We start from the raw sequence: 13,022 nt of genomic DNA on the forward strand, positions 1-13,022 counted from the left end.
AATCTTTTGTCAAGGCAATCTGGAAAAAAGAGATCTGACATCAACCCCTTTTTTCTTCATTTGGGTAAATTTAAAATAGAATATCATGGATGCAATAGCCATCACGATCAACCAAATCGGAGTGGAGTGAAAATACCAAGCGGCTGCTTCGGAATTCAGGTCTTTCCAGGTGTGGATAACTAGGAAAAAGGTTAAAATAAGTGTTCCAAGCCACCCAATAGTTTTTCTTAATGCCAGATTTTTTACCAAGGTGATTTTGCTGGATAGGCTTGGGTTGATTTTATCTATGCTCAACAAAGTTATACACATCAGCAAGAAGTTGACCATCATGGAAGTCACCATGATATCTATTCCCAAAAAGAAATCTCCGGCAAAATGACTGCCCAAAATCCCGACACTTGCCATGGCACCACTCAGTATAATTGCCAAATATGGAGTATGAAAAGAAGGATGGATTTTAGTGATTGCTTTTGGAAAAATGCCGTCTTCAGCCCAGGCAAACATCAACCTCGAGACAGAGAGTAACATGGCAGGCAAATCATTGATCAGGGCTATGGCTGCCCCTGCAATAATCGCTACTGTCAATCCGGGCGGAAGTAGGTAACTCATCATTCCCGGAGCAGTGATGTCTTTTTGAAGCGATTCCTCTGCCACAAAACTCCAAGGAACAGCATGGTAAACCGCCCCTGTAAACAACATATAATATCCGCCCACTATCAAGATGGTCAAACCTATGGCCAAGGGGATTTTCTTAGTAGGATTTTTCGCCTCTCCACCAGCTTGGGCAATACTGTCAAAACCGATGAAACTTGCAAAAAGAATGGCTGAAGCTGAAAGGAAGTTGGGGAGTTGGAAGTCGGAAGTTGGAAAGTTTGAAACTATAGAGCCTTCTCCTTCCAAAATGGCTGAAAAGAAATCTTCATGCGTAAAACTGAATCCTGCTACAATCACTATCCCACCGAGCAAAAACATCAGGATCATCAAAGGTATTACCGTCTTTTCATACAATTTTGCTCCCCTGATATTGACATAAACAAAAATCCAAACCAATAATAGCGCAAGACTTACCCGCACAAGGCCTGAATCCAAGATTAAAGCAAGGCCTTCAAAAGAAAGTGCCGTTGCAATATCCCTGAAAAACGGAATCGTTACATAAGCTACCACCCCTATGACGATAGACAAGCCAAACCATTGGGAAAAACTGGCCACAAAACCCAAATAAGGATTTAATCCCCTGCTGGCGTAAATGTAGCTTCCACCTGCCCGAGGCATGGCTGTAGCTAAAATCGCATAGGCCATAGCCGCCAACAAAGCCGGAATGGCAGCAAAAATAAATGCATACAAAACATAGGGGCCAATTCCCGGAACATGTCTTTGGATCATAAAAGGAACCACGTTGATCGATGCTCCAAGCATGGAACAGACCCCTGTAGCTACCAGGCCCATCAATCCCAATTGTCGGGTAAGTGTGGGGTTGCTCATGCAAAATAGTGTTTACTCATTGCAGCAAAATCCAACTATTTTCTTTAAAATCAAATAGAAATAGACGGTTGGGTTTTATTTTTTTAATTTCATTTCCACCGATCAAATTTATTCATGGGCAAGATTAGAATTCGTAATTTAGAGGAAAAAATAAGTATTCTTAAAGATGAGGATTTTGGTAATTGAGGATGAGCCGGGAATTTCAGGGTTTCTAAAACTGGGGTTGGAAGAAGAATCCTACGCGGTAGATGTGGCAGAAGAAGGGAAAAAAGGGCTCTATATGGCTTTGACTGGTGAATATGATTTATTGTTGATTGATTGGATGCTTCCCGGAATGAGCGGTATTGAGATTACAAGAAATTTCAGGAAGGAATTTCCTCATACCCCTGTTATATTTTTGACTGCTAAGGATACTCCTGAGGAGGTTGTCTTCGCACTACAGCAAGGAGCAAATGACTTCATTAGAAAACCTTTCAACTTTGAAGAACTTCTAGCTAGAATACAAGTTCAGTTACGTCCTAAAACAGGTGAACAATCTATTTTCAAATTAGGTCCAATTACCTTGTACACCGATAATCACAGCATTGAGAAAGATGGCAAAGAAATCACACTCACCCAAAAGGAGTTTGCCTTATTGGAATACCTCATCCGAAACAAAGGCAAAGTCTGCAGAAGAAGCAGGATTATAGAGAGTGTTTGGGACATGCATTTTGATTATGACACGGGAGTAATTGACGTTTTTATCAATTCCCTAAGAAAAAAACTTGGTTTCACTAAAGATGATAACTTTATTCAAACCATCAGAGGAATAGGGTATATGGCCAAAGAAGAATGAAACTGAATTATAAAAACCGGATATCCCTTAGACTCATCATAGCATCTGCCCTGATTGTGGCACTTTCATTTTTCATTATCTATGAAGTCGCACATTGGACCATTTTATTTAATATTGATCAAAGACTTTCAGAGGAACTGAAGGAGCATGAAGGTCAGATTTCCATCATTGACGGTGAAGTACGGTTTGTCCACAAAGGTGAATGGGAAGAAAGAGAACACAGAGAAATTCAATTCAATCCGATCTATATCGAAATCGTAGATAAGAAAGGGAATTCATTGGACAAATCCCCCAATCTGGGGGAGGTAAACTTGCTTTTTAGACCGGATTATTCGGATCCAAACAAAGGGTTTAATTTGTCTTTAAAACAAGGGGAAGTTAGACAAATGCAGATTGCGCTAAATAATGGTGATCAGGGAGTAGGATATTTGATGATAGCAACATCCTTTAGTAACCAAAGTCTTCTTTTGAATAACCTGAAAAAAATATTATTTCTTCTTTTTCCATTAATCCTCTTTTCTCTATATCTCACTTTACGGTACCTGGCAGGAAAAAGCATTGAGCCTGTATTGTATATCACCGAAAAAGCAAAGGAGATAACAACCAAAAATATCAACGAACGGATTCAATTGCCCAAGCATCAGGATGAAATCAAAGATCTGTCAATGGCCATCAATGACCTTTTGGACAGGCTCGAAAAAGCAATGGAGCGGGAAAAACAGTTTACTTCAGATGCTTCACATGAACTCAGAACGCCCCTTTCTGTACTTAAAGGCAACTTTGAAGTTTTGATCAGAAAATCCAGAGAGCCCCAAGAGTATGTCTCAAAAATCACTTCGGGTTTGAAAACAATCGACCACTTAAACAGTGTTTTGGATCAGCTTCTTTCCCTTGCAAGACTACAAACTGAAAGTATTGACCTGCATGAAGTAGATTTGATCTATTTGGTGGAAGAAATAGTAGGGAGTGTCAAAGAACATCAAAATTTCAGGAACATTTCCATTGAAAACCAATTGGATCAACCTGTTTATGTTTTATCCAATGAAAATGCACTTTCCATGGTCTTTCAAAATCTTCTTGAAAATTCCTTGAAATATTCTCAAAATGACTCAGATGTTCAGATTCGAATAAAAAAATCACCTTCAGGAGTCGATGTGGACATTTGTGATCATGGAATAGGAATAGAACCTGAACATATAACAAAGATATTCAATCCGTTTTTTAGAGGAGACAGTTCCATATTGGGCCGGATCAAAGGCGCGGGATTGGGTTTGTCCATTGTGAAGAGGCTTTGTGATGACCTCAAAATTCAAATTGAGGTGAAAAGTGAAAAAGATAACGGCACCATTTTTACATTAAAATTTGATGAATCCCTGATCCAATCTTAAGCAAATCTTAAGAATTCCTTAAGTCTGTTCTAAGGTACCTTGTAGAACTTTGTTCTATCAAACCTGAGGTGCCATGTTAGACAAAATCATCCGTTGGAGTGTAGGAAACAAAATTATTGTTTTTCTTTTTGTCCTTGGACTCATTGGCTTCGGTTCATATTCGCTTTCGCAGATACCCATTGGGGCAGTTCCTGATGTAACCAACAATCAGGTACAGGTGATCACCACTTCAAGAAATCTTTCTACCGAAGATGTGGAAAAATACCTGACCTACCCTATTGAGTTGGAAATGGTCAACCTGCCCGGAGTAAAAGAAATCCGTTCAGTCTCCAAATTCGGACTTTCTGTTGTCACAATAGTTTTTGAAGATAACATGGGTACTTATCTCCCCCGGCAATTGATCGCTGAAAAAATCAAAACTGCTGAGGAAAATATCCCTACAGGTTTTGGTCAACCATTTATGGGGCCTATCTCCACCGGTCTTGGAGAGATATTTCAATACATCATTGATGTCAAACCCGGCTTCGAGGATCGTTATACTTTGACCGATCTGAGGACAATTCAGGATTGGGTAGTCAAAAGGCAGCTTTCAGGGATTTCAGGCGTGGTGGAAGTCAATACCTGGGGCGGATTTCTAAAGCAATATGAAGTGGCGGTCAGTCCGGAAAGACTGAAAGCCATGAATATCGACCTTCTTCAGGTTTTCAAAGCACTTCAAGAAAACAATGCCATTGCAGGCGGTGGGTATATTGAAAAAACCAATGAATCTTTTTTTATCCGAGCCGAAGGACAGGTCAAAACCCTGGAAGAAATCGGCCTTATTGTAGTGGATAACCGCAATGGTATGCCCATCTATGTAAGAGATCTGGCAAAAGTGGGATTTGGACATGCCAACCGATTCGGGGCCATTACGGCAAACGGTCAAGGTGAAAAAGTCCTTGGCCAGGTCATGATGCTCAAAGATGCTGATTCAAAAGCAACCATAGATCGGGTAAAGGCAAAACTTGAGCAGATTACCCCTACTCTTCCCGAGGGAATAATTGTCAATGGCTTTTTGGATAGAAGTGAACTGATTGGAAAAACAACTTTCACCATAGCCGAGAACTTGATTTTGGGCTGTTTGATCGTTGTTTTTGTTGTTGTTCTGCTTCTGGGAAATTTAAGGTCAGGATTGGTGGTTTCATCCGTCATCCCGCTAAGTTTGCTCTTTGCGCTTTCCATGATGTACATTTTTGGGGTAGATGCCAATTTGATGAGTTTAGGCGCAATTGACTTTGGGATTATCATTGATGGCGCAGTTATCATTGTAGAGTTCATTGCATTTCAGTTGACTGCAAAATATGGTCTGTTGCTTGGTCTTTCAAAATCAGAGGTAAAGATCCAAAAAGACAAAATCGCCATTGAAAGCGCTTCCAAAATGATGCACTCGGCTGTATTTGGTCAGATCATCATCATCATCGTTTTCATCCCTATCCTTTCTCTTTCAGGTGTGGAAGGAAAAATGTTTGGCCCTATGGCCAAAGTATTCAGTTTTGCTCTCATAGGAACAATGATTTTAGGGCTTACTTATGTACCGGTTGTTTCTTCCCTTTTTCTCAAAGCCACTGATCCAAAAAAGAGAACAATCAGCAATAGATTAATTGACTGGATCAACAGCCTTTACCAACCCACCATTAGCTGGGCATTGGAAAGAAAAAAGACCGTTCTCAGCCTTGCTGCAGTCTTATTGATTGTCTCTTTTGGAATATTCTCCAGGATGGGAGCAGAATTCATCCCCACCTTGGATGAAGGCGATTTCGTCATACAACCTGTACTTAAAACCGGTACCACCTTAAGCAATACCATTGAAATTACGACTGAAATTGAAAAAATACTTCTTGAATTCCCTGAAGTGGATCAGGTAGTCAGCCGGATAGGAGCTGCTGAAATCCCTACCGACCCCATGTCCATGGAAGAAAGTGACATCATTGTAACCTTAAAACCACATAAAGATTGGACGACTGCCTCTACAAAGGATGAATTGGCAGATGCATTCAAAGAATCTCTTTCTGTTATAGCGGGATTGGAATTTGAGTTTACACAGCCTATCGAAATGAGATTTAATGAGTTGATCACAGGGGTTAGGGCTGATTTGGCCATCAAAGTATTTGGTGAAGACCTGACTGTTCTTAATCAGAAAGCCCAGGAAATCGAAGCTGCAATCAGAGGCGTAGAGGGTGCTGCTGACATCATAGTAGAAAAAACAGCCGGATTGCCCCAGATGAAAATCCGCTATGATCGGGAGAAGATTGCCAAGTATGGCATCAACATCAGCACCTTGAATGACATTGTTACTATGGGATTTGCAGGTAAATCTGCGGGTACAGTTTTCGAAGGAGAAAAGCAATTTGATTTGGTCACCAGGTTTCCCAACGAATTCAGAAAGGACCTGGATAATATCCGACAAGCCTCCGTAAACCTTCCGAATGGCAGTTTCTTACCTTTAACTGAATTCGCAGAGATTTACCTTGACAAGGGGCCTGCCAAAATTTCAAGGGATGATACCAAAAGAAGAGTTGTCATCGGCGTCAATGTAAGAAACAGGGATTTGCAATCCGTTGTAAAGGATATTCAGGCTATCATTCAATCCGAAATAAAGCTTCCTGAAGGCTATTACGTGGATTATGGCGGTCAATTCGAAAACCTCAATATGGCAAAAGCCAGGTTGATTGTAGCTGTACCGATTGCATTGGCCTTAATCTTCTTGCTATTGTTTTTTGCTCTCTCTTCAATTAAAGAAGCCCTGATGATTTATACAGCCATTCCTTTTTCAGCTGTGGGCGGAATCTTACTGCTTTACTTCCGGGGAATGCCATTCAGTATATCTGCCGGGGTGGGCTTTATTGCCTTGTTCGGAATCGCAGTACTGAATGGAATTGTGCTCATAGAGCATTTCAAAGAACTACAGAAAGAACATTCCGGTGACCTGAAATCCCTGATTCTCAGGGGAACGAAAGAAAGACTTCGGCCTGTATTGCTGACAGCTGCAGCTGCGGCAATGGGATTTTTGCCTATGGCAATATCTACCTCTGCAGGTGCGGAGGTGCAAAGACCTTTAGCTACAGTGGTCGTAGGGGGTTTGATTTCTGCCACTTTACTGACCATGGTAGTACTCCCTATATTGTACACGATGTTTCATTCCAAAAAAGACAGCCATGAATCTCACTCATAAAACCCTATATTTTATTTTCTGGTTGTTCTTGGCTTATCCGATAGAAGTCTTTTCACAAAAAGCAATTCTTGACCTTCCTGCCGCCATTGACTCAGCTTTACAAAATAATTTGGGCCTTCGGTCTGCCTACCAAAAATTGGAAGCTACCAGGGCAATGGTTCCAATGGGTTTCAATTTGGATAAAACCCAGGTCTTTTACCGACATGACCAAAATGACATTGCCGAAAATGGCTTTTCAAATAAAGTATTCGGGATAAGCCAAAGCCTACAGTTCCCCACTGTTTATGGCAAACAGCGAAAGGTACTTGAAGACTTGACCATGGTGGAACAACAGCAGTATCTGCTCACACAAAATCAGATCATCAAGGAAGTCTCCCAGACCTATTACACCATCTTGTATCTTCAAAAACTGGAAGAAAATTACCGCTTTTTGGACAGTCTCTACCAACAGTTTTCCATCGCGGCAGATATAAGGTATGAAGTGGGTGAAACCAACTTTCTGGAAAAATTAACGGCCCGAAGCAAAATGCGGGAACTTGCGGTTCAGCTCGCACAGACCAGCGAAAGCAAAAAACAAGCTTATGTCAGATTGGAGCAATTAATCCAGTCTGGAAGTGAATTTGTAATTCCTGACCAAGTACTTATTCCATTGCCAACTATTAATTGGAATATGGAATCTCATCCGGGCATACAGTTTTTTCAGAAGTCTGTTAATTTGAAAGAAGATAATGTCATACTGGAAAAACAAAGGCTCCTACCTGACCTCTATGGGGAGTTTTTCCGAGGAACCAATACCGGACCCAACGCAAGAATTTATCCCGGAATCCAACTTGGGGTTTCTATCCCGCTTTGGTTTGGTGCGCAAAAAGCGAAAATCAATGCCTCTAAATTTGAATTGGCCCAGACAAACCTGGCTGCCAATAATTATACCTTTCAACTCTCCAACCGGAGAGAGCAATTGGAAATTGAATTAAAAAAATTCCAAGAGGCCATTTCATTTTATACCCAGGAAGGACAGCAGCTTAGTATGCAATTGATTGCACAGGGCAATCAAGCCTACAAAAGTGGTGAAATTGACTTCTTTCAATATGTACTTCTGATTGAAAATTCAAGAAATATTGAAGTCGATTACCTTACCAATCTTCAAGGATATAATATGACCGTGCTGGAAATCAATTACCTGATCAACCCCTAAATCATGAAAAATTATTCCTACCTCTTCCTTAATTTGGCCCTTTCAACTGCCATGTTTTCTGCTTGCCAATCAGGTAAAGAGCAATCCATTGAAATTCTTGCTGAAAGGGATACCAATGAAATCATCCTTACACAAGCGCAGTTTGACAAAGCCGAAATGACCTTGGATCCTTTATCTGAACATATCTTTTCGGATTTTATCCTGACAACAGGGATGGTCAATATTCCTGCTGAGGGCCGCTTTGATGTAAGCTCTTATTTTGGCGGAAATATCATCCGCTTTGACTTGTTGATAGGCCAAAAGGTTCAAAAAGGACAAGTGCTCTTTACCATAGAGAACCCCGAGTTTGTACAAATGCAGCAGGATTATCTGGATGCCATGAGCCAACTTGCTTACCTCAAATCTGACTATGAACGCCAAAAAACCCTTATAGCAGAAAATATTTCTTCTCAAAAAAGTTTTGGAAAGGCGGAATCCGAATACAAAAGCACCTTGGCTATAACCGAAAGTCTCCGAAAGAAACTTCAATTGGTCAATATCTCTACAAGCGATCTTGATCCTGCCAAAATCACCTCCAAAGCAAATATCTATGCGCCCATTTCCGGCTATATTGAATCCATCAAAGTCAATCAAGGAACGTATCTCAATCCTTCGGATATCGCACTGACAATCATCAACAAAGACCACCTGCATATTGAGCTCAATGTTTTTGAGCAGGATGCCATAGCCTTGGAAATAGGTCAGGCGGTCACTTTCTACCTACCGGACAATAAAAGCAGGGAATTCAAGGGTAAAATTTTCCTTATCGGGCAATCGATCAACGAAAAACGTATGCTCAACATTCATGTCCATTTGGATAACGAAAAAGAAGGTAACCTACTGGTACCCGGGATGTTTATCGAAGCTAAAATCGGTGTCAAAAGCAGCAAAAATACCGCTTTACCTATTTCCTCAGTAATCAATTCCAATGATGTGAACTATGTCCTCGTTTTGACCAAAAAAGAAGAGGACCTCTATTATCTTAAAAAAACCAAAGTCGACATAGGATTGCAGGACGAAGAGATGGTAGAAATACTTTCAGAAAAAGATTTTGCCACAGGAACCCTATTCCTTTCTAAGGGCGGGTTTCAGCTTATCAAATAGTCACCATACTAAACCAATACAACTATGAATCCAGCACATCTTCATCTTATTTTCAACCACTTTCCCATTATCATTCCCATCATAGGGTTTCTGGTCATGGTGATTGGCTTTGCTTTCCGTTCAGAATTACTAAAAAGAGCGGCTTTGGGATTATTTATTTTTGGATCTATTCTTACCCTACCCGCATTCGGAACCGGTGAAGATGCAGAAGAGGTAATCGAAAATCTCCCCGGCATTGAAGAAAAATATATCGAAATCCATGAAGAGGCGGCAGAAACATTTGCCTACCTTTCTTATGGTTTGGGAGTTTTATCATTAATAGGTTTTTGGGCCAATTGGAAAGAAAAATCCATGGCCAATTTTCTCTCCCTTTTTGTTTTGTTGTTTGCGGTAGTTGTCCTCTTTTTTGCCAAAGAAGCCGGTACCACTGGCGGGGAAATCAGCCATCCTGAAATCAGGGAAGGTTTTGTTACCCAAGTGGACTGATGGATTATTCCAACTGATTGAGAGATATGTTTGTGATGACACAACCATTGGCGGGGAATGAAAAATGTTTGTGATGACACAAACATTGGTAACGAGTGGATCCCGTAGGGATCAAATTTGGGTAGCCCCGAATGAGGAAGGAAACTCGGGGTATAAAGAGAATTGGCGATTCCGGTTTTTGGCCGAAAAAATGGAAAGAATGAAATTAACTTTCCGCCAAAAACAGGGAAGCGAATTTCCTTTGCGCCCTTTGCGATACCTTCTTTTTCTTTGTGGTAAAAAAAATACCCTGAGGAAATAGATCATAAATGTTTAAATTGAAATTCTCAAAGATTTTTGGATAAAGATGAAATACAAAGGCCTAAGTGATCAGGAAGTAATCGCAAACCGCAAGGCTTTTGGAAGCAATGAAATGGGTGAAAAAAGCAAAAATCCCATTTGGGGGATTTTGCTTGAGATACTTAAAGAGCCTTTGTTTATCATTTTGATTGCAGCATCTGTCATTTATTTTATCCTTGGTGAAACTACCGAGGGCATCATTATGCTGGTAGCAATAGGATTGGTTTCCGGCATTTCCATTTTTCAGGAAAACAAAAGCCAAAATGCAGTCAATGCCCTCAAAAAACTATCCTCCCCCCAAGCAAAAGTCTATCGGAATGGTGAAGTTGTAACCATTCCAACAGGAGAAATCGTCGTCAAGGACCTTATCTTGGTAGAAGATGGAAATCTGATTCCCGCTGATGCAAAGATTATCGAAGCACATGATTTTTCAGTCAATGAAAGCATCCTGACAGGGGAATCCTTGTCAGTTTCCAAGGACCATCTTTCTGAATCACCATTGATATTTCAGGGCACAATGGTTGACGCAGGCAACTGTGTCGCTGAGGTGCAGGCAATCGGAAAACAAACAGAATTGGGGAAAATCGGGACAAGTCTAGCGGAGATCGAACAGACCAAAACACCGCTTCAGACCCAAATCAAAAGCTTTGTCAAGTACATGGTCAGCTTTGGTGCCATTGCATTTTTGTTGGTTTGGGGAATCAATTACATGATTTCAAAAGACATTCTCAATGCCTTGCTTCAGGGTCTTACCTTGGCCATGTCGATTTTACCGGAAGAAATCCCTGTGGCCTTCAGCACTTTTATGGCTTTGGGCGCATACCGCCTTTATAAAAAGAAAGTAATCACCAGAAGCCCCTATACAGTAGAAACTCTTGGTGCAGCAACTGTCATCTGTACGGATAAGACCGGAACATTGACCGAAAACAGGATGGAGCTCCGCGCCATCTTTGACCTAGGAAAGGGAAGTCTTCAGGATTTTGCCAAGGATAAGCCTCAATTCAGCACCACCTTGGAATATTCCCTTTGGGCTTCAGAGATCCTCCCTTTTGATCCTATGGAAAAATCCATCCATAATTTTTATGAAAAGGTGGCGCCTACCGATGAAAGGAAGACTGCTAAAATGATTCATGAATATCCACTTGGAGGAAAGCCACCAATCATGACCCATATTTTTCAAAAAGAGAATGGGGAAAAAATCATCGCTGTCAAGGGAAGTATAGAAGCAGTAATAAATCAAAGTAACCTGCCTGAGAAGGTCACTACAAAAGTTTTGGCCCAAATGGAAAGGTTCACTTCACAAGGCTATAGGGTCTTGGCTGTAGGTAAGGCAGACCCAAGTATTGAACATTATCCAAAAACCCAACAGGAATTCGAATTTGAATTTTTGGGACTGTTGGCTTTTTATGATCCTCCTAAGAAAAATATGGCGGGAGTCCTGAATTCATTCTATAAGGCAGGAATAGAAGTAAAAATGATTACAGGAGATTATCCCAAAACTGCAGCTGCCATCGCCACTCAGGTTGGATTGAAATCTGATGGAGCCATTATGACCGGAGATGAAGTGATGGCCATGGAAACTTCTAACCTCCAACAAAAAGCCAAAGAAACCCATGTCTTTGCAAGGATGTTTCCCAAAGCCAAGCTCAAAGTAATCGAAGCCCTCAAGCAAAACGGGGAAGTGGTCGCCATGACCGGAGATGGGGTGAATGATGGACCCGCACTAAAAGCTGCCCATATTGGTATTGCGATGGGAAAGCGTGGCAGTGAGGTGGCCAAATCGGCCGCAGCCTTGGTCCTGATGGATGATGACCTTGGGCACATGACGGAAGCGGTCGCACTAGGTAGAAGGATCTACGAAAACCTCAAAAAAGCGATTCAATACATCATTTCCATTCATATTCCCATCATTCTGATTGTATTACTGCCCTTGGTATTGGGTTGGGAGTTTACGGTGATTTTCACCCCGATCCATGTGATTTTTCTCGAATTGATCATGGGACCGACCTGTTCCATTGTATTTGAGAATGAACCGATCGAGCCGGATTCCATGAACAAGCCACCTCGGATCATGTCAAAGACTTTCTTTTCATGGTCAGAACTTTCTTTGAGTGTGGTTCAGGGCTTGGCCATTACCGGTGCTTGTTTGGGTTTTGGGTTTTACCTCATGGATTCCGGCCACAGCGAAGCAAGTGTCAGGACCTTGATTTTTTCGACCTTGGTCTTCAGCAATATCTTCCTGACCTTGGTGAACAGATCTTTCTATTATTCTGTTTTCAAGACTTTGACCTATGAGAATAGACTTGTTCCCTTGATCTTGGGCATTTCCCTCATTCTCTTGGTTTTGATCTTGACGATTCCCGCCATTATGGGGGTATTTGATTTCGAGCCTGTAAGTTTCAATAAACTCCTTGCTTCTCTTTTGATTGCTTCCATAGGGGTATTTTGGATAGAGGTTTGGAAATTTTTTCAGCGGAAGAAAGGAATGAAGTTTTAGAGAAAACTTCTAATTGATAATCCGATTTATACGGTCCATTTTACCCTGCACCATCGAATCTACCTTGGAGGAGGTATCGTTAAATAAAGAATCCAAGGAGTTAACTTTATCTAATTTTTGGTCAATCAAGGAGTCAAGTGAATTTACTTTATCCAACTCCCGATTGATCATTGAATCCAATGAGCCCATCTTTTCCAATTCCTCATTCATCAAAGAATCCAATGACTGTGCTTTTTCATTGATCAGATTTACTTTTTCCTGAAACTTCCTCTCCAGATTTTCACAGGAAGAGCTAAAAAGCAGCAAGAAAAGGAGCGAAAAGATAGTGGAGATTTTCATGGTGACAACGTTTGAGGTTTAAAGAGAATATAGATTTGGACTGATTACGACTAAAGATCTAATTAGGTTGTAAATCGGAAGTCTTCTATGAAAAATAAATGGAAGTT

At 41.0% G+C, this 13,022-nt stretch carries 9 protein-coding genes; 7 read left to right on the forward strand and 2 right to left on the reverse strand.

Annotated elements, in window-relative coordinates:
- Positions 1–9 precede the first annotated feature (9 nt).
- Positions 10–1,482, reverse strand: coding sequence for an APC family permease (locus B9A52_RS03510; protein WP_084119006.1), 1,473 nt, complete (start codon positions 1,480–1,482; stop codon positions 10–12).
- 166 nt (positions 1,483–1,648) lie between these two features.
- On the opposite strand from B9A52_RS03510, the gene B9A52_RS03515 reads away from it, so the two are divergent.
- From B9A52_RS03515 to B9A52_RS03550, 7 genes are all read left to right on the forward strand, one after another.
- A complete protein-coding gene (locus B9A52_RS03515) occupies positions 1,649–2,317 on the forward strand; it encodes a response regulator transcription factor (protein WP_084119007.1) in 669 nt (222 codons plus the stop codon).
- Positions 2,314–3,705: a sensor histidine kinase gene (locus B9A52_RS03520; RefSeq protein WP_084119008.1), complete on the forward strand. Its 1,392-nt coding sequence runs from the start codon at positions 2,314–2,316 to the stop codon at positions 3,703–3,705. The genes B9A52_RS03515 and B9A52_RS03520 overlap by 4 nt, the downstream gene beginning before the upstream one ends.
- Before the next feature lie 73 nt (positions 3,706–3,778).
- The gene (locus tag B9A52_RS03525; protein WP_084119009.1) at positions 3,779–6,916 is read left to right on the forward strand and encodes an efflux RND transporter permease subunit; all 3,138 of its coding nucleotides are present in this window, start codon (positions 3,779–3,781) and stop codon (positions 6,914–6,916) included.
- On the forward strand, positions 6,900–8,111 hold the full coding sequence (locus B9A52_RS03530; protein ID WP_084119010.1) for a TolC family protein: 1,212 nt from the start codon (positions 6,900–6,902) through the stop codon (positions 8,109–8,111). Before B9A52_RS03525 ends, B9A52_RS03530 begins: the two co-directional genes overlap by 17 nt.
- 3 nt (positions 8,112–8,114) lie before the next feature.
- The gene (locus B9A52_RS03535; protein ID WP_084119011.1) at positions 8,115–9,254 is read left to right on the forward strand and encodes an efflux RND transporter periplasmic adaptor subunit; all 1,140 of its coding nucleotides are present in this window, start codon (positions 8,115–8,117) and stop codon (positions 9,252–9,254) included.
- A gap of 24 nt (positions 9,255–9,278) precedes the next feature.
- Positions 9,279–9,740, forward strand: a complete 462-nt coding sequence (locus tag B9A52_RS03540; RefSeq protein ID WP_084119012.1) for a hypothetical protein — start codon at positions 9,279–9,281, stop codon at positions 9,738–9,740.
- Positions 9,741–10,086: 346 nt separating this feature from the next.
- Positions 10,087–12,576 (forward strand): cation-translocating P-type ATPase, encoded by a 2,490-nt coding sequence (locus B9A52_RS03550; RefSeq protein ID WP_084119014.1) that lies wholly within the window; start codon positions 10,087–10,089, stop codon positions 12,574–12,576.
- Positions 12,577–12,585: 9 nt separating this feature from the next.
- Here the strand turns inward: B9A52_RS03550 and B9A52_RS03555 are convergent, their stop codons facing one another.
- Positions 12,586–12,915, reverse strand: coding sequence for a hypothetical protein (locus B9A52_RS03555; RefSeq protein ID WP_084119015.1), 330 nt, complete (start codon positions 12,913–12,915; stop codon positions 12,586–12,588).
- Positions 12,916–13,022: the final 107 nt, after the last annotated feature.

Source organism: Aquiflexum balticum DSM 16537 (assembly GCF_900176595.1).
Lineage (GTDB): Bacteria > Bacteroidota > Bacteroidia > Cytophagales > Cyclobacteriaceae > Aquiflexum > Aquiflexum balticum.

Bases quoted from the DNA above. Each gene is read 5' to 3' on its own strand.
- B9A52_RS03550 (WP_084119014.1), top strand. From the start codon at position 10,087: ATGAAATACAAAGGCCTAAGTGATCAGGAAGTAATCGCAAACCGCAAG.
- B9A52_RS03535 (WP_084119011.1), top strand. From the start codon at position 8,115: ATGAAAAATTATTCCTACCTCTTCCTTAATTTGGCCCTTTCAACTGCC.
- B9A52_RS03520 (WP_084119008.1), top strand. From the start codon at position 2,314: ATGAAACTGAATTATAAAAACCGGATATCCCTTAGACTCATCATAGCA.
- B9A52_RS03530 (WP_084119010.1), top strand. From the start codon at position 6,900: ATGAATCTCACTCATAAAACCCTATATTTTATTTTCTGGTTGTTCTTG.
- B9A52_RS03515 (WP_084119007.1), top strand. From the start codon at position 1,649: ATGAGGATTTTGGTAATTGAGGATGAGCCGGGAATTTCAGGGTTTCTA.
- B9A52_RS03555 (WP_084119015.1), bottom strand. From the start codon at position 12,915: ATGAAAATCTCCACTATCTTTTCGCTCCTTTTCTTGCTGCTTTTTAGC.
- B9A52_RS03525 (WP_084119009.1), top strand. From the start codon at position 3,779: ATGTTAGACAAAATCATCCGTTGGAGTGTAGGAAACAAAATTATTGTT.
- B9A52_RS03510 (WP_084119006.1), bottom strand. From the start codon at position 1,482: ATGAGCAACCCCACACTTACCCGACAATTGGGATTGATGGGCCTGGTA.
- B9A52_RS03540 (WP_084119012.1), top strand. From the start codon at position 9,279: ATGAATCCAGCACATCTTCATCTTATTTTCAACCACTTTCCCATTATC.